At 42.6% G+C, this 18154-nt stretch carries 19 protein-coding genes; all 19 read left to right on the top strand.

Annotation, left to right across the window (positions count from 1 at the left end):
* Nucleotides 1–412 precede the first annotated feature (412 nt).
* Nucleotides 413–2305, top strand: coding sequence for a helicase-related protein (locus tag G3352_RS16265; RefSeq protein ID WP_163758030.1), 1893 nt, complete (start codon nucleotides 413–415; stop codon nucleotides 2303–2305).
* 109 nt (nucleotides 2306–2414) lie between these two features.
* Entirely contained in the window at nucleotides 2415–2609 is a 195-nt protein-coding gene (locus G3352_RS30905; protein ID WP_205524899.1) for a hypothetical protein, read from the top strand.
* A gap of 7 nt (nucleotides 2610–2616) precedes the next feature.
* Nucleotides 2617–3522 carry a ComF family protein gene (locus G3352_RS16260; RefSeq protein WP_205524898.1) on the top strand — a complete coding sequence of 302 codons (906 nt, stop codon included), beginning with the start codon at nucleotides 2617–2619 and terminating at the stop codon, nucleotides 3520–3522.
* 318 nt (nucleotides 3523–3840) lie between these two features.
* Nucleotides 3841–5925 (top strand): fibronectin type III domain-containing protein, encoded by a 2085-nt coding sequence (locus G3352_RS16255; RefSeq protein WP_163758027.1) that lies wholly within the window; start codon nucleotides 3841–3843, stop codon nucleotides 5923–5925.
* Nucleotides 5926–6063: 138 nt separating this feature from the next.
* Nucleotides 6064–6471, top strand: a complete 408-nt coding sequence (locus tag G3352_RS16250; protein WP_064641917.1) for a TIGR03826 family flagellar region protein — start codon at nucleotides 6064–6066, stop codon at nucleotides 6469–6471.
* A 152-nt stretch (nucleotides 6472–6623) separates the two neighbouring features.
* Nucleotides 6624–6908, top strand: a complete 285-nt coding sequence (gene flgM / locus G3352_RS16245) for a flagellar biosynthesis anti-sigma factor FlgM (RefSeq protein WP_062329757.1) — start codon at nucleotides 6624–6626, stop codon at nucleotides 6906–6908.
* A gap of 8 nt (nucleotides 6909–6916) precedes the next feature.
* The gene (locus G3352_RS16240) at nucleotides 6917–7417 is read left to right on the top strand and encodes a flagellar protein FlgN (protein WP_090903542.1); all 501 of its coding nucleotides are present in this window, start codon (nucleotides 6917–6919) and stop codon (nucleotides 7415–7417) included.
* Nucleotides 7418–7435: 18 nt separating this feature from the next.
* Nucleotides 7436–8998: a flagellar hook-associated protein FlgK gene (flgK, locus tag G3352_RS16235; protein WP_163758025.1), complete on the top strand. Its 1563-nt coding sequence runs from the start codon at nucleotides 7436–7438 to the stop codon at nucleotides 8996–8998.
* A 23-nt stretch (nucleotides 8999–9021) separates the two neighbouring features.
* Entirely contained in the window at nucleotides 9022–9930 is a 909-nt protein-coding gene (gene flgL / locus G3352_RS16230) for a flagellar hook-associated protein FlgL (RefSeq protein WP_163758023.1), read from the top strand.
* Between the two features lie 88 nt (nucleotides 9931–10018).
* Entirely contained in the window at nucleotides 10019–10468 is a 450-nt protein-coding gene (locus G3352_RS16225) for a flagellar assembly protein FliW (RefSeq protein WP_163758021.1), read from the top strand.
* Complete coding sequence (csrA, locus tag G3352_RS16220) at nucleotides 10468–10701, top strand: carbon storage regulator CsrA (protein ID WP_163758018.1); 234 nt, start codon at nucleotides 10468–10470, stop codon at nucleotides 10699–10701. The genes G3352_RS16225 and csrA overlap by 1 nt, the downstream gene beginning before the upstream one ends.
* 189 nt (nucleotides 10702–10890) lie before the next feature.
* Nucleotides 10891–11658: a flagellin N-terminal helical domain-containing protein gene (locus G3352_RS16215; RefSeq protein WP_163758016.1), complete on the top strand. Its 768-nt coding sequence runs from the start codon at nucleotides 10891–10893 to the stop codon at nucleotides 11656–11658.
* Between the two features lie 152 nt (nucleotides 11659–11810).
* Entirely contained in the window at nucleotides 11811–12182 is a 372-nt protein-coding gene (locus G3352_RS16210) for a flagellar protein FlaG (RefSeq protein ID WP_163758014.1), read from the top strand.
* A gap of 12 nt (nucleotides 12183–12194) precedes the next feature.
* Nucleotides 12195–13682 carry a flagellar filament capping protein FliD gene (gene fliD, locus G3352_RS16205; RefSeq protein ID WP_163758013.1) on the top strand — a complete coding sequence of 496 codons (1488 nt, stop codon included), beginning with the start codon at nucleotides 12195–12197 and terminating at the stop codon, nucleotides 13680–13682.
* Nucleotides 13683–13698: 16 nt separating this feature from the next.
* Nucleotides 13699–14079, top strand: coding sequence for a flagellar export chaperone FliS (gene fliS, locus G3352_RS16200; protein WP_163758010.1), 381 nt, complete (start codon nucleotides 13699–13701; stop codon nucleotides 14077–14079).
* The gene (locus tag G3352_RS16195; protein ID WP_163758008.1) at nucleotides 14076–14423 is read left to right on the top strand and encodes a hypothetical protein; all 348 of its coding nucleotides are present in this window, start codon (nucleotides 14076–14078) and stop codon (nucleotides 14421–14423) included. The genes fliS and G3352_RS16195 overlap by 4 nt, the downstream gene beginning before the upstream one ends.
* A 131-nt stretch (nucleotides 14424–14554) precedes the next feature.
* Nucleotides 14555–16363 carry a motility associated factor glycosyltransferase family protein gene (locus G3352_RS16190; RefSeq protein ID WP_163758006.1) on the top strand — a complete coding sequence of 603 codons (1809 nt, stop codon included), beginning with the start codon at nucleotides 14555–14557 and terminating at the stop codon, nucleotides 16361–16363.
* Nucleotides 16350–17351, top strand: a complete 1002-nt coding sequence (locus G3352_RS16185; RefSeq protein ID WP_163758005.1) for a UDP-N-acetylglucosamine 4,6-dehydratase family protein — start codon at nucleotides 16350–16352, stop codon at nucleotides 17349–17351. The genes G3352_RS16190 and G3352_RS16185 overlap by 14 nt, the downstream gene beginning before the upstream one ends.
* Nucleotides 17352–17421: 70 nt before the next feature.
* Nucleotides 17422–18153: a cytidylyltransferase domain-containing protein gene (locus G3352_RS16180; protein WP_163758003.1), complete on the top strand. Its 732-nt coding sequence runs from the start codon at nucleotides 17422–17424 to the stop codon at nucleotides 18151–18153.
* The last annotated feature ends 1 nt before the right edge of the window (nucleotide 18154 follow it).

Below are 18154 nucleotides of genomic sequence, written 5' to 3'. Positions count from 1 at the left end.
TACAGCTTATGCTGTAGTCTTTTTTTGTCATTGTAGCCAAGCTTGCTGTTAAATTAAATATGGGTTTTTATGCAATCTATGGTTATTGTCCCTGTTGGAGCCTTGTGGGGATTGCAGCATGAATCTTTTTGAAATCAGAACTCTTAAGTTAAAAGTATAGACGATGCAGATTGGAAAAAGTTTCGCATGATCAAAGAAAGATTATCGCTACTCATTGAATGGGTAAAATAATCGTAACAATTGCTTTTGGAAACTAAACGACTTGTGGGACGACTCCACAATTGATATAGTGATAATACAAATGGATATTGAATGGAATTAGATATGGACATGAAGCACATGCTCCGACGAATAGTCGGTTGGCATGTGCTTTTTTGCGTTTCGGGGCATGGAGAATGAGGGAGGAGAGCAGATGAAGGTTGGGTTGTATGTGTGCCGAGTGAGAGAAGAGTGGAAGATGGTGCTGTCACTGGATGTCCGAGTGGATGTGGCGTGGTGGCTTGAGGGGGTGAGCGGACAGCGGGTGTTGCGATGGTTGCTGTTAGGCAGGGAGGTGCCTTTAAGTCAGGCATCTTGGATGGTAGAGAATTTTGAGGTGGAGCGAGGAATGGATCAGTGGGGAGGGGAGCATTGGCAGACGTATGTGCAGCTCAAAGTGGAAAAGTACGAGCGGGCCTCCGGGGATCTGGAGGCTAGTGGAGAGATGGCGGGCAAAGCGGGGATTACTGCTGAAAGAGGTGCGGAGGTGGGCGGGAGGCCTGAGTCGTATCCCGCCGGGGAGTGGGCTCAGCTGGAGCGGGGCGCGGCCCTGCTGGCTGAGCGGCTTCGCGGCCGCCAATTGCTGGAGGCCGAGGCAGAGGCGCTGCTGGCGGACACATCGCCGCAGCTTGCCTCGGTTTGGCGCGCGGCTGCGCAGCTCGCGCACTTGCGTGGGCGGCTGAGCATAGCAGCCGCCCTGGAAGGGCCTGCCACGCGGCGGCAACGCCTCGCGTGGCTTGGTCGCGCGCACAGCGCGCCCCGCTGCCGCCGATGCGGCAGCTTTGCCGGGCAGCGCGTGCCCTGCGCTGCCTGCGGCCTGGCGGCGTGCGCCTACTGCGAGGCTTGCCTCGCGCTGGGGCGCAGCCGTGCCTGTGCGCTGCTGCTGCGTAGCGCAGCGCCAGGGGCCGTGCCACGCGGTGCATCGCTGCGTGGTACGGTCGTTTCCCCCACCGAGGGCGGACTTGCCCGGTGGGGACTTAGCCCTGCGCAGAGCGCGGCAGCTGCCGCGGCGCTGGCGTTTTTGGCCCAGTCATCTGCAGGGGATGGGCCGGGGCGGTTTTTGCTGTGGGCCGTGACCGGGGCCGGCAAGACGGAAATGATATTCCCTTTGCTCCAATACATATTGGAGCGAGGTGGACGAGCGCTTGTTGCTACGCCGCGCCGGGATGTCGTGCTGGAGCTCGCCCCTCGTTTGGCGAAGGCATTCCCCGACATCTCGCTCGCTACGCTATACGGAGGTAGTACCGAGCGCTGGAAAGACGCACAGCTCACACTCGCGACCACGCACCAACTGATGCGTTTTTACCAGGCATTCGATCTGGTCATTATCGACGAGCTTGACGCATTTCCCTACCATAATGATCCCATGCTCGCTCATGCGGCTGCATCCTCGTGCAAGCCTGATGGCCATTTTGTGTATCTGTCCGCTACCCCACCTGCTCGGTTACAGAGGGAAGCATCGCAAGGGAAACTCACTCACGCCAAAGTCCCGGTCCGCTTCCACCGCCACCCTTTACCCGTACCACGTTTACTGAAAATGCCTACCGTCGCCGAGTGTATTCGGAAGCGGGAGCTGCCCGCAACACTAAAAAAGAGTATTCAAACCTCCTTGCTACGGGAAGCTCAGGTATTTGTTTTTGTGACGCGGATCGCTCAGATTGAGGCATTTGTAAATCTCATGCGTCGCATGTTTCCACAAATCCATATCGAAGGAACATCATCCCAAGATCCGGATCGGGCGAGCAAAGTTATTGCTTTTCGTGAACGGACCATACGTCTGCTCGTGACCACCACTATCTTGGAGCGGGGCGTCACCATTCCGCGCAGCGATGTATTTATTTTGGATGCGGATAATGGCCTCTTTGACGAAGCTTCTCTGGTACAGATGGCGGGTAGAGCAGGTCGATCTATGGATGATCCGGCAGGAAGAGTCGTCTTTGCATCATCCCGCCGTACGCGTTCCCAGGTAAAGGCGGTAGCACAAATCCAAAAGATGAACACCATCGCAAAACGCAAAGGCTACCTTCACCCGCCAACACACCAATAGATACTGAGGGAGGCAACAATCTAATGTCGAACTGGCTAAGCAGCATAACAGACCACGTGCACCAACTCACCCATCGCCTGCATGGATTACTCGCCCCACCCGGAGCGACTTGTCTAACCTGTGGTACACGAGCGATATTGTCTCCGATTTACCCCGGCATCTGTCCGCGTTGTGTGCAGCAAATTCCATGGATTCGTTCCATTCGCTGTCTACGTTGTGGTCGGGGGATCGGCTGCCCGGACTGCGTCCGCCCACACATGCAAAACTGTTCTTTCATATGCAATCGCAGCGCCGTCCAGTATAACGCTTTAATGAAGGAATGGATTGGGATGTACAAATTCAGAGGCCACGAGCGCTACGCGCCACTGTTAACGGCACTAATTATTCAAGCATTTCAAGCAATGATTGAAGAACTCAACCCTGTTTTGGCAAAAGAAACCCTGGCCCCCGTGGCTCATCCCGCCACGCCTGCTCAATACTGGTTGGATGCCAACTCACATCCACCCGGCTCGAGCGCGTCAACAAACGCATTCTTTCACCAACCTAGCGGGCGCGTAACAGCGCACGCGCCCGTTCACTTACCTGCCGCGTTAGCGCCCGTGCATATACACGCGCATCACAACAGCCACAGCTCAGACGCGTACTACACGCACGCTCATCCCGGAGCAGCGACCCGCAGCCGCCAGTCGCTGCTCCAAAACAATAAGCCGCGATGGCGGCCAGACGCGGTGACCTATGTCCCCGTCAGCGACGAACGCCTTGCCGAGCGCGGCTTCAACCAGGCCGAGCGGCTCGCAACAGGACTTGCCGCAGCCGTCCGCCTACCTGTAGTTGATCTGCTGCAGCGTCGGATCAACACCACCAAACAAAGCTTCAAAACACGCGGCGAGCGTATCCAAACAATGCAGGATGCATTTGCAATTCAGCCATCTGGAATGGAGACGATGTTCGACCTCTATCAAGCTAACTCACAGTTCGCGCACAAGGACATGCATTCACAGCCAGCAACAAATTCATACGCCATTGGAGAAGGAGTCTCTTCACATTTCAGATCAACCCCACAAGGCTGGCAAGTTGCTCCTTTACGCTTGCTATTAATCGATGATATTTACACAACGGGTAGCACCTTGGATGCCTGTGGACAGGTGACCTTGAACGCTGGATATTCCATAAACATTCCAATCGAAATTTACACGCTGACTTTGGCGAGATCCTGACCGGAATATATGTAAATAGACTTAATAAATGGCTATCATACTCAAATCATATGATCATAATAATTAATATCTTTTATATAGAAAAGAGAAAGTACGTTCTTGTATGTACAGCGTTATCACTATTATGGATTTTCATATACACACATATGATTTGTATATCTGTTGTTTAACGAAATTATGAATATATATTAAATAAGAATATTTTTACATGTAAAAAAGAGGAATTCATTCTACCTTGTAGAATAGATAGTTCTGCCGTTCACCATAGGTGACAGCACAGGGAGTGGCACAACATATCTTTTGAAGGAGAGAACAACAGTGGGTGCAGGAAAAAGAAAAAATGGGTTTTACTTATGGACCGTCCGTTTACTGGTGCTATTGCTGGTATTCGGACAGTTTGGCGTGTACGGGGGGAGCCGGGCATATGCCGCATCGGTTCAAGGAGGCGTACTTTACTTTAGTAATGATTCTCAGTTTGTTCTGTATGTCCAAGAAGGTAAATTGAAATCAAATATGAATCAAGTTCAATTACGGTGGCAAAGGTCTGAGAATATTCCAACGTCTACATTACCTTCATTTAAAAGCCAGTTAATTGCAGGAGAGACTAACGACATTTCTCAAGTTTCTTTTGGGACATATCATTCAACTTATACAGGAGAAGTTAAGCATGCTTTTGTTGTTGAATTCAATAAACTTTGGGAGGAATATCACCAAGTTGATTTTGTGAACGGAGATTGGCTATTTTCTGAAACCGATCCATTAGGAAACGTGACTCCGATTGATGTGTATGACACGCAGGTCGAACCTCTGAGTCTGGTGATTAATGCCGAAACAGGTCAAGTCGTAGATTTGGTTTCCAACATTAACCCATACTATTATTCGAGTGAGGAAAATTATTCATTTATACCTGAAATAGTAGAAGTGGAAGAACCTACTGTGCCGATTGAAATCCCGACCGAATTGGTAGCTAAAGTGAGTGATGGTTCGGTTGAACTTAGTTGGAGTAAATCAAATAAGGTAACTTCTTATGAAGTAGAAGTCAATGGAACTTTAAAAGGAAAATCGTACATAAATACGTGGGTTGATAATTCTTTGAATTCGAACTCAGTCTATGACTATAGAGTAAGAGCAGTGAATTCGTTTGGAGCAAGTGAGTGGAGTGATACTTATTCAGTAAAAACATTATTAAGCAAGCCTTCTCTGAACGTTATTCCAGTGGCAAGAAAAAATACAATTCAATGGTCACCTATAGGAGATGCGGATTTCTACCAGTTGCAAATTGATGAGGATGAACCGATTCAGCTGAATAATACGAATTCATATGATCATGCAGATTTGGTACCGGGGTCCAACCACTCCTACAAACTCAAGGCGTTCTCTTCTGATAACGAGAGTCTTTGGAGTAATACCTATACACAACTTACTGTATCCGATTATGAGAGTGGTTTGAGGATCATAGAAGCTAAATCCAACCAAATTAAAGTCAGTTGGCAGGCTGTGAGTGGTGCCACGGGGTATGAACTGGAGATCGACGGCAAATTAGTTTCAGTATCAGGCACATCCTATACGAAGACAGGACTTACACCTGATTCGCAGCATACTTTCCGGGTAAGAACCAAAAACAAACTGGAAGTAGGAAGCTGGAGTAATTCTGTATTGGGTTTGACTCAATTAGTTACTCCTGTACTTAAGACAAATTCTTTCTCATCAAAAGACACTCAATTATTTTGGCAACTCATTAAAGGGGCTTCATATTACGAAATAGAGATGGATGGGAACGTCGTTGGCAGATCTATTGATCCTACGTACATTGTTGAGGGATTAAACCCGGGAGAATCACATAAATATCGTATTCGTGCATTAAGTGATACTAACGATAGCGCTTGGACGGGAATCGTTTCTCAAGTGACGCAACCCGACGTTGTAACCGGATTATACGTTACTGCCTCTACCAATAAATCAATAACCCTAAAATGGAATGCTGTTAAAGGTGCAACTGCGTATGATTTGGAAGTGGATGGCGTTACTGTTTCTATATCTGGTACAAGCTATATTAAAAGCAATCTTTTATCTGACACGGATCATGTTTTTAGAATACGATCCAAAAATGCAGCAGGCGTAAGCACATGGAGCGAACAAGTATTGGGCTTAACCAAACTTGTAACGCCGATATTAAAAGGGATTCAGACGAATGCGTCCATTACACTGACGTGGGTTGCTGTCCCAGGCGCTACATCATATGAAATTGAAGCAGATGGGAATATTGTAGGGATCGCAGATGAACACTTATTTGTACATTCTGGATTAGTTGCGGGGAGTGCACACAAGTATCGCATTCGCGCAATAAGTGGTTCGAATTTAAGTGACTGGACCACGTTACTTACCGTGAAGACATTAAAATAAACATTCCATTCTGAGGAACAGGTTGCGCATTGACGCAGCCTTTTTCTCATATTTTTGGTATGATATTAAAAAGTAGACTTGAAAAGACGTTATAAAGTAAAGTATACGTAGTAGAAGTTTGAGAGGGGCGTTTTAGCAATGAATCTGGGTAATTGTCCTCGCTGCGGCAGATTATATGCGTTGAATTTTCGGGATGTATGTTCGAACTGTATCAAAGAAATTGAGCAGGAATACCAGACATGTGTAGACTACCTACGTGAGAATAAAGGCACCAATATACAGGAATTATCCGATGCAACGGAGATTTCGATTAAGCAAATCACCCGCTTTATTCGGGAGGGTCGGATTTCCATCGAAAACGCCCCTAACATGATGTATCCTTGTGAAGTATGTGGAACGCTGATTCGTGAAGGACATATGTGTGATTCATGTCGAAGCCGCTTGACCAAAGATTTGGCAGGAGCAGCCCGTGAAGTAGGTCAGAAGGATAACAATAATATAGGCGGGCGAGCCTACAATGCTGTCGACAAACTGCGCGATTCATAGGAGCGAGGGCTTAAATACAGTTTTTGCTATAACAAATGTTTTGGAACGTACCGATAAACTTATTAAAGATTATCGGTTTTTTTTATTATCTCAATCATTCAATAACATAAAGATAATGTAAAAAATCCTAGGGTAAAGGAAGTGTAGTTTGTATGAAAATCAATGAACCAAATAGAATTGGTGCTATCAATTCCTATCAGAGAAACGTTGAATCCAATCAGCAGGCTGATGCCAAAAAGAGCCGCCGTAAGGACGAAGTATCCATTTCTCCGGAGGCGATGAAGATGCTTGAGGAACAAGGTCGTACACAGGATGCAGGACGTATACAACGTATTCAAGAATTAAAGGAACAGGTAAATTCGGGAACTTATCAAGTAGACAGCCAGAAGCTTGCCGAGAAGCTCGCTCCATACTTTAAGAACTTCCCTAATCAATAGGAGGACACATGGCAATTGAATCGATAATTGATGTACTTGAACAGTTGGAAGCCGCACATGTGGAGATGCTTGAGCTGGGGGAACGGAAGAAGGAAGCAGTTGTTGCCAACAAAGTTGATATACTGATTTCTCTAATTAACCAGGAATCTAAACTGCTGAAAAGGATTGAGTTGATCGAACAGCAAAGATTTCTGGCTGTCCACCAGTTTCTGGAGGGACGTGGTATTAAGTCCAAGTTAAATCTGACCATTAGTGAGTTGACAAGACTGGTCTTTGATACCGCAGAGAAAAAGAGGCTTCTTCAAGCTCAAACTTCATTAACAGATGTGCTACAAAAGGTGAAATATCTTAATGAATCCAATCAACAGCTTATCAAGCAGTCGCTCTCGTACATCGACTTTTTTATTGAGACAATGTCATTTCATGCTGAATCAGAAGCCACGTATCAGAATCCTTTAGAGAAATCTTATGGTATAGCTCGCTCTGGTCTTTTTGATACTCGTGGTTAACAATGGGGGAAAAATAATATGGCTTCAACATTTCATTCAATTGAAACGGCCAAACGCAGTCTGATCACACAAACGGCCGCTTTGAACACAACAGGACATAACGTTGCCAATGCGAATACACCAGGTTATTCACGACAAGTTGTCAACATGACGGCAGCAGATCCAATCGATGCAGTGGCATTTTACCGTACAACAGCACCAGGTCAGCTTGGAACGGGTGTGGAGTTTAACTCAATTATGCGTGTTCGTGAATCTTTTCTGGACGGGCAATTCCGTAATGAGAACACCTCTCTTGGAGGATGGACCATTCGTAATAGTACACTTGAAAAGCTTGAAACCATCATGAATGAGCCTTCGGATACGGGTATTCGCACAGTGCTGAATAACTTCTGGAACTCTTGGTCCGATCTTAGTCAAGATCCACAGGATGTTACAAACCGCAAAATTGTGAAAGAGACAACTTTGGCGTTAACAGATGGTTTAAATCAAATCAGTCTCCAATTGGATGCACTGACTAGTGATTTGACCAATAACATTTCGTTAAAAACCACTGAGATCAACTCATATTTGCAGTCCATAGCGGATCTGAACAACAACATCGTAAAAGTGGAGCAACTCGGAGACAATGCCAATGATTTGCGTGACCAACGTGATTACGCCGTAGACCAGCTCTCCAAGATTGCAGGCGTTCAGATAACAGAACTGGATAGTGGCTACCAGGTAACGATTGCAGGCCAAGTAGCAGTCACTGGAGCTGCGGTGGTTCCTGTCACGGCTGATATTTTAGAGAATGCCTATCAAGCGGGGACTTTAACTGGTGGCGAAGTCTACGGAATGATCCATTCCCGTGATCAATATGTAGCAGACTATCGTAATCAAATCAATCAACTGGCGAATACACTCGCAACCGGGGATATTGAGATTACCCTTCCTGCTGGATCCGTATTGCCTAACGGCACGGTTTTCAACAATGTGACCTATTCAGATGCCAATAACAATAGAACGTTAACGTCAGATTTGAAAGTGACGGTTCAAGGGATTAATGGGCTTCATAAACTGGGTTATACGCTTAGTGGGAGTACACCAACTGCGGGCGGGGACTTTTTTACAACCAAAGACGGTTCAGGAACGATCACGGCTGGGAATATTACATTAAGTAAAGATATCCAAAATGATCCGAATAACATCGCAACTTCGATGCGTACGACCGGAACAGGTACAAGTGAGAGTGTAGTACTGGGGAATAATAGCCTGGCGCTGGCTTTAGCTGGCTTAAAAGATGCAAAATTTGATTTTGGATCGGCATTGTCCAAACCAACCACGGTAGATGACTTTTTCGGCGCAATTGTAGGACAACTTGGTGTACAGACCCAAGAAGCTAACCGTCAAGCACAAAATGCTCAACTCCTCACTGAACAGGTTGACTTGAATCGTCAATCGGTAAGCGGAGTATCGCTAGATGAAGAAATGAGTAACTTGATCAAGTTTCAGCACGCGTATAGTGCAGCTGCCCGTTTTATGACTGCTTACGATGAACTGCTTAACAAACTCATTAACAGCACCGGTGTAGTCGGTCGCTAAGACGTAGAGAGGGGTAACCAATAATGGCTATTCGCGTAACCTCAGGAATGATGAGCACTCAGATGCTTAGCAACCTGAACCGCAACCTGAACCGTATGGATAACATGTCCAACCAGATTTCCACAGGGCGCAAAATCAATAAACCATCCGATGATCCCGTTGGTGTGACTTACGCGCTCCGTTACCGTGCAGAGTTGGCGGCAAATGAGCAGTACCAATCTAATACGGATGCAGCGGTAAGCTGGTTGGATGCGACGGATTCAAATATGCAGCAAGCACTGGATGTAGCGAAAAGATTGAAAGAACTGGCAGTTCAAGGCTCCAACGGAACCTTGTCTGATTCTGATCTTGAAGCTGTTAATCTGGAAGTAGAGGAATTGAAGAAACATCTTGTGGATATTGGTAATACTCAGATTCGTGGGAAATTCATTTTTAATGGTCAAACATACGATAAGGCCCCCTATGAATTATCGGGAACAGTAATCGATTATGCGGATGTGGAGACGGATACACAAGGAGTTCTTTACTCTATTAGTGAACAGGTCACTTTCCAAATTAACAGCTCGGGGGCAGATTTCTTCGGTAATAAAGGTGATACGGATAATATATTCAGAATCATCGATAATCTCTCAGCGGCATTAAACAGTGGGGATCAAGCCGGAGTGCAGCAGCAATTGCAAAATATTGAGTCCCGTTCAACTAAAATGCAGGCTTCTCTCTCAGAGGTTGGCGCACGGACCAATCGAATCGAGTTGGTTCAAAACCGTTTGCAAGATCAAGACCTGAACTTCACCACTCTCCAATCCAAGACAGAGGATGCAGATGTGGCTAGCCTTATGATACAAGCTACTTCTGCACAGACGATCTATGAAGCAGCGCTTAAATCTTCTGCTCAGATCATGCAACCTTCCCTGATGGACTTCATGAGATAATAATTGATTTTAATCTAGAATACACAGTAAGCTATGGACAGAGAAGAGTCCGTAGCTTTTTTTACTAATTTTGGGAGGGTGAACAAAAATGAATCAGCATAATAAAGTAGATACAACTGAAGAACAGATGGTAAAGGAAACATATACTTTTCATAAAGGTATTCCGGGTTTTGAAGAACTGAAATCCTTCGATTTGCAGCAGCATGACGAAGTATTCAGTCTCTTTAGTTCAGTTGAAGAATTGGCTGTAGCCTTTGTGACCGTAAATCCATTTGATTTTCATCCGGATTATGAGTTTGAACTTTCTCCTGAAAATGTAGAGGATCTTGGTGTAATAGATCCAGATGATGTGGAGGTCCGTTGTATTGTCACTTTACATGATGAAATTAGTAATGCTACAGCAAACTTTCTGGCTCCAATTGTGTTCAATAAACAAAAAAAATGGGGTAAACAAATTGTACTGCAAAATACCGAGTACAAAACCAAACATGCATTATGGAGAGATGAAGATTCAATCAACAAGGATGGTGACATCTAATGTTAGTACTTACACGTAAAAAGGGCGAATCGATTGTCATTTCAGATGATATCGTACTGACAGTGCTATCCGTAGACGGAGAGAATGTGAAACTTGGTATAACAGCTCCGAGGGATATTGAGATTTATCGTAAGGAAGTTCTTGACGCGATCGAGCAAAACAATCAAAATGCGGCGATGAACCTAGTAACATTGCAAAAAACGATAAAAGAATTCGGGAAAATAACTGATTAATATTGAAGAGTTACTTCAGTCCGAAAAATTATGATGAAAAATAGAAAAAAAGTTGAAATGGCTATAAACAAAATATGGCATGGCGTCGATATATATATTAAGGCGGTAATTCTTCAGGGCGGCCGACCTGTGAAGACGCTAATACCACATGGATGTGGGCATATAACCATTTCAGGGAGGAAATAAACAATGATTATCAATCACAACTTACCAGCGGTTAACACACACCGTAATATGGGTCTGAACAATTCAGCAGCTAGCAAAAACATGGAGAAATTGTCTTCCGGTCTGCGTATCAACCGTGCAGCTGACGATGCTGCTGGTCTCTCCATCTCCGAAAAAATGCGCGGTCAAATCCGTGGCTTGGAGCAAGCTCAACGTAACGTTCAAGACGGTATCTCATTCGCACAAACAGCTGAGGGCGCAATGAATGAAGTTTCCTCCATGTTGACTCGTATGAAAGAACTGAATGTACAAGCAGAAAATGGTACGTATAGCGCTAGTGATATCTCCAATATCAATTCCGAATTGAATCAACTGGGATCGCAAATTGATGCGATCATGACTAATACTACATTCAACGGAATTAAAATTACTGATACTGTGAAAATCCAAGCTGACGATAGTGCTTTCCAAATTTCTATTGCTGGTGTTAGCAGAACTGGTTTCAGTGGCCTGAGTTCTACTACCACGCTTACTAACATCAGCGATGCAATCACTAAAGTAGCTACACAACGTTCTAACCTGGGTGCGGTTCAAAACCGTTTGGAATACACTTCCAACAACTTGGGTACAACTGTTGAGAACCTGACTGCATCCGAATCCCGTATTCGTGATACAGACATGGCTAAAGAAATGGTTGCTTTGTCCAAAAACAATATCCTGCTGCAAGCTTCGCAATCCATGCTTGCACAAGCAAACTCTGCGCCACAAGGTGTATTGTCCTTGCTTCGTTAATTTTATCTTTAAACTTAGAGCTCTGCACTTTGATGCAGGGCTCTTTTTTTTTTGCTTCTTATTAATTTTTTTTTGAATTTACCGATATATACAGTAACAGTTCAGTAGCTAAAATGTGTAATTTATCTATTTGCAATTTTAGGAGGATGGTTATGGGTAGTATCAACTCGTCCAGTACTGCAAGCAAGGGAGACATTCAGTTCAAAGCCTCAGCTAAGAGAGAAACGGTTTCTATGGAGCAGGGGCAGAAATCTCAAGAAATAGTTAACCGATTCACAAGCATTGCCGAGATGAATGAAAGTCAGAAAGAGACCATAAATGAATTAAATAAAGCTATTGAAGCTATTCAAGGACCGCAAAAATCGTTTGAAATCTCTGTTCATGAAGAGACTCAAGCTATCATGATTAAGGTGCTTAACAAAGCGACGGGGGATTTAATCAGAGAAGTGCCGCCTGAGAAAATTTTAGATTTGGCCGCGCATATGATGGAGATCACAGGAATTATTATCGATAAAAAGGTATAGGAGGACGTCAAAATGGTAACACGAATTTCTGGTTTGGCTTCAGGGATGGATATAGACACACTAGTCAAAAATTTGGTTAAGGCGGATAGCCAACCTCTCACTAAGCTGAATCAACAAAAGCAGCTGCTGGAGTGGAAACGGGACAATTACAGAGAAACCAGTGTGAAGTTGGTTTCCTTCATACAGGATAAATTATCCAACCTAAGTAAAAGCACCTCCCTAAATGCTCAAAAAGCAACCACTACAGGAAATAAAACTGCTGTAACCGCTAATGCTACTTCCTCTGCAAGTGGAGTAATGGAGGTAAGTATATCCCAAATGGCTACAGCGGCAAGAACCGTTTCAACTGGGAATCCTACCAAAACGGATGCATCGATAACCAATTGGAGCAATGTTAAACTATCTAATCTTACTGGATTTAGTAGTGACACGATTAAGATCGGTGATACTACCATTACAGATGTTACAGAGGATACAACATTAGGCTCATTTATATCCAAGATAAACAGTAGCTCGGCTGGAGTCACAGCAGTACTGGATAGTACCACTGGTAAGGTATCATTAACTAGTAAAACAACGGGGAACAAGGAGGTTGATTTGACAGGAAGCATATTTACTGCGCTTAAGCTTGATTCAAGCTTAACTGGAGGAGAAGATGCTTCATTGAAAGTCAATGGTGTTACTATGACTAGCTCAAGTAATAACCTCACAGTAAATGGAGTAGAGCTCACCTTAAATAGTGTAAGTAATGACCAGGCCACAACGATCACGGTCTCAAAAGATGTAGATTCCATAGTTGCAACGGTTCAGAGTTTCGTCGATACGTATAACGAACTTTTGACTTTTATGAATGGTAAAACAAATGAAGAGCGATATTCTAAATATACTCCACTTTCTTCGGATGAGAAAAGTGCCATGACGGATGACGAGATTGAACTATGGACTTCCAAGGCTAAGAGCGGGATGCTTAAAAATGATAGCATATTAACTTCTGCCATTTCAGATATGAGAGCGGCCATGGTTCAGGGAGTCACTCTGTCAGATGGTTCCAAAATCAGCTTTGCGGATCTGGGAATGTCTACGGGGACATATGAAACAAAGGGCAAACTTCTCCTGGACAACGACAAATTAAAAGCATCACTTGAGAAAAATCCTGATATTGTGAATACCTTTTTCGGACAAAACTATTCCAATTCAACAGTAAACAACAGTTATACGGAGAACGATGGTATTTTTGCTCGCATGCGGAAGATATCTAATACAGCTGTGATCAAGCTAGCAGAGACTGCAGGAACTTCCAAGTACAGCTCCGATCTGACAGCGTCTTTCTTGTCAAACAGTACCATGGGGACTCAGTTGTTAGGGATGGATAGAAGAATAAGCGAATTGACCTCCAAGATTAGTATGAAAGAAACAAATTATTATAAGAAGTTTACAGCCATGGAGACAGCGATTAACAAGTACAATAATATTTCGTCAAGTATAGCTAGTTATTTGTAGTGAAGGAGGGTAACCATTGATTAATTCACCTTATCAGAAATATCAACAGGCCCAGGCACAGACGGCTTCGAAGCCCAAGCTGTTGATAATGCTGTATGATGGTGCCATTCGATTTGTGAAGTCTGGTATTGAAGGAATTGAACAAAGAAACTATGAAAAGGCAAACAATAACTTGTGTAAAGCGCAAGGGATTATCAATGAGCTTATCTCATCGTTGGATTTCTCTTTTACTATCTCCAATGATCTTATCCGTGTGTATGAATACATGCTTCATTTACTCATAGAGTCTAATGTCCATAAAAATATCTCACAAGCCCAAGAAGTCCTTGAGTATTTAGTAGATCTTAGAGAGACTTGGGTTGAAGCAAGTAAGAATATTGGTGGGGCAGTCGTATGACTGAGCAAAGCGGGTTGTCTGAGTTATTGGAGAGGATAAGGCATGATACAGATGAAGCGCTAAACAATATGTATGATTGGTCTGAAGAAGATTTTGTCGAGTTTCTTGATCGGCGTGAGGGTTTGGTCCTTGCGATGGAACCTTACCGTTCTCAAGTTAATGAATTTGATAAACAGTATATAAATGAAATACTGGAGAGTGATATCCTCATAAGGGCTAGAATGCACTTCCTCAAAGAGGAGTCGGCAGAGCAGCTTAGACAATTCGGTGGAGCACGTGTCCAGCAAAGAGGTTACCAGAATCAGTACACAATGGATGGCCTTTTTATAGATAAAAGAAATTAAAAATATAGGAATACTATATGGTATAAAATCCCTTTCGTAAAAGGGGTTTTTTTGCTTTTGCCGACTTCATTTCTAGAAAGCCGTAACCGATAATGTAAATAGAAGTAAAAATATGAATGGTGGTTGTTATCATGCTGAACTACGAACGGAATTTAGCTGTAATTAAAAAACGTTTCCCACACGTTTTAGAAGAAAATTTTATTATAAAAGAATTTGTACAAGATGGACTTAAACTAACAGAATCATTAGAGAAGGATCATGAGTGGCTAGCTGCAGTTGAAGCATCAGTTGGGGGCTTAAAATCCATTTTCGTTTATGGCTTTGGTCAGGGATTAGGATTGAGTGATCTAGTTGAACTATATCCGGATCGGATATTTTTTGTGTATGAACCCGATGAGCAATCGTTTATAAATGCTATGCATCATATAGATTTAACTTTTGTGCTTGAACATCCCAATATCTATGCTATTTCAGTTGGGAATAAACAGTTAGATAATTTGTTTTCAATTATGTCTACTCATATACAGAATGAAATGGCGTTTGTGGCTTCTCGCTATTATATTGAGCAACAGATTGAGGTCTTGCAATCCACGAAGAATAAATATTTGGATTATAAAAAGATTTTTGAGTCAAATCAAAACGTCCGAGATCTTTTTCGTCATGACTGGATACGAAATAGTTTATTTCAAATACCAACAATGTTGAAAATACCTTCTCTCAATCAAGTAATTGGGCAATTAAAAGGAGCTACAGCGATCGTAGTATCTTCTGGACCATCATTGGAGAAGGATATACATTGGCTTGAGAAGTTGAAGCAACATGCTATCATTATTTCTGCAGGTTCAAGCATACAAGCTCTTGCAAAGCATGGAATTGAGCCTCATCTTGCGATTGTAATGGATGGTGGAGAGATTAATTCGAAAATTTTTTCCAGTGAAGAGGCTAAGAGGGCTCCTCTTTTATTTGCCTCAACTGCTTATTATCAAGTATCTGATGCTAAAGAAGATGGGCTCATTTATGGGGTTCTGAACAACGACGACGTAACAAGTTACTTTATGGATATAGGGCAAAAGGAGAAGATCTTACATCCTAATCCCACTGTAGCAGGTACGGCAATTCAGGCAGCAGCTTGGTTGGGATGTACACGCATCATTTTGATGGGACAGGATTTATCCTTCCCTGGGGAGCAGTTCTACGCTGAAGGAATTAATCACGCGGATCAAGGTTACATCGATGAAACTATTAAGAAAGCAGAGCATAATGTTATCAATGTTAATGGAGAGTATAATCGAACAACCGCTGGTTTCCTGCAAATGAAGGAGCGAATTGAAAATCTGATTGCTATACTTCCTGAAATTGAGTTTGTTAACTCGACTCGTAATGGTGCCCAAGTAGAAGGATCTACTTGGAAACCAGCCGAGGATGTATTTGAGATTCTAAAAAAGGAAGAAATAGACAAAAATATAATTACAAACTTGATAGAGCAATCGAAAAGTTTAACTTTAGATTCAACTAAAGTAGAAAAGGTAAAAGAAAAGTTGATTCGAACTAAAGATGATATTTTTAGTTTAGTAACTGACATAGATCAAACTTTAAAATTAGTGAATAAAATTAGGGAATTAAGCCGCACTAAACCAGCAAAATGTCAAAAAAACTTAGAATTGATTGAGCAGAATTGGGCGAATATCGTAAATAGAGATTGGTTCAATCCACTTTATGAGACACTAATTCCCGTGGAAATAGGCCGATTTGATAAAGAACTCCCAAGTATTATTACTGAAATAAATATTATCCGTAAATCGGATTTAATTGCAGAGCATTTGGGAGAGTTACTTCAACAGATTCTTAAACAGTCTTCTTTTTTGACAGAAGTTTTGAGCGAGTCGATAGAGAGAATGGATGGTTTACAACCAGAGAGGAGTTTCAATGTCAGAATATAATTATCAAGGAAAAAAGATTCTAATCATAGGTGGAACTGGGACGATCGGAAATCATTTGGTTCGGCGCATATTAGAGGATGAACCAAATGTCATCAGAGTTTTTAGCAGGGATGAGCATAAACAATATGAAATGAGAAATGAGCTACAAGCATATTCTCAGAAATTAAGATATTTGATTGGAGATGTAAGAGATCAAAAGCGTCTTTCCAGAGCAATGGAAGGCATCGATTATGTATTTCATCTTGCAGCGATGAAACATGTACCTTCATGTGAGTATAACCCTTTTGAAGCAGTACAAACCAATGTAATAGGCACACAAAACGTAATACAGGCAGCGTTGGAGAATAACGTTACTAAAGTTCTATTCACGAGTACAGATAAGGCTATATCGCCAACCAATACGTATGGGGCAACAAAGCTTACGGCTGAGAGACTAATTTCAGCTGCTGAGTATCAAAAAGGATCAAAAATCACAGTGTTCTCTTCGGTGAGGTTTGGTAATGTTATGGGATCCCGAGGATCTGTAATTCCTCTATTCAAAAATCAAATTATTGAAAAAAAGGAAATCACTATTACAGATCCTGATATGTTGCGATACATGATGACTCCTTCACAAGCGATTGATCTAATTCTTCAATCCAATGAAAAAGCGAGGGGCGGTGAAGTCTTTGTACTTAAAATGCCTGTTATACGAATTGGAGATTTGGCAGAAGTCCTAATTGAAGAAGTTACAAATTCCCATAAAATTGATGAGCAAGTTGCTATACGTGTGATTGGGCTTCGTCCAGGAGAAAAAAGATATGAAGAGATTATGACTAATGATGAAGTTCTAGTAGCAGAAGAAACCGATAATATGTATGTGATTCCTCCATTTTTCAGTAAAAGTGAGAATAGCGACAATTTATCGTCTATCCCAGAAATAGATATGAAGCCTATATCAAAAAGAGTTATTAGGGATTGGCTGAAGAGTGAAAGCCTTATGAAATAATAAATTGATGTTTAAAATAATACGTAATGCGCTGAAATAAAGATTATATAGTTTGATTAGAGGGGATACAATGAATATTGTAGCTATTGTGCAGGCTCGAATGGGTTCCACCCGTCTTCCGGGAAAAGTGCTAGAGCCATTATGTGGGAAAAGTGTTCTAGCACATGTTATCGAACGTTTAAAAGAGGTACCATCTATTGATAATATCGTTATTGCAACGACAACATTAGATGAAGATAATGCTATTGTTGACGAAGCTCTAGCTAATGATGCTTTTTATTATAGAGGAAGCAAAGAACATGTTTTATCAAGATACTATGAAGCAGCGGTAGAGTATAAAGCGGATGTTATTATCAGAGTTACTTCGGATTGTCCGCTCATTGACCCTGGTATCACTGAACAAATAATACAAGGATTTTTGGAAACAAATGCTGACTATATGAGCAATAAAACTACACCGACATTCCCAAGAGGACTGGATACTGAAGTTTTCACTAAGCAGGCTTTGGAAACCTGTTTTCAAAGAGCATACAATGACATTCATACAGAACATGTAACCCCGTATATTTATTTGCATCCGGATCAATTTTCTATAGCTGAGTATAAGTGGCCAATTGATTATTCGGATTACCGATGGACTCTGGACACTGTTGAGGATTATAAGTTGATTATGGAAATCTATAATTACCTTTATCAACCTGGGAAAATTTTTGATTGGAAGGAAGCCATAGCTTTAATGGAGAGAATTCCAGGATTATCAAGTATTAATAATCATATTGAACAGAAAAAGTTGGGGGAATAAA

The sequence above is a fragment of the Paenibacillus sp. ALJ109b genome (genome assembly GCF_010747435.1).
GTDB lineage: Bacteria > Bacillota > Bacilli > Paenibacillales > Paenibacillaceae > Paenibacillus > Paenibacillus taichungensis.
The sequence above is the reverse complement of the archived record's forward strand: the minus strand, read 5'-3'. Positions and strand labels throughout refer to the sequence as shown.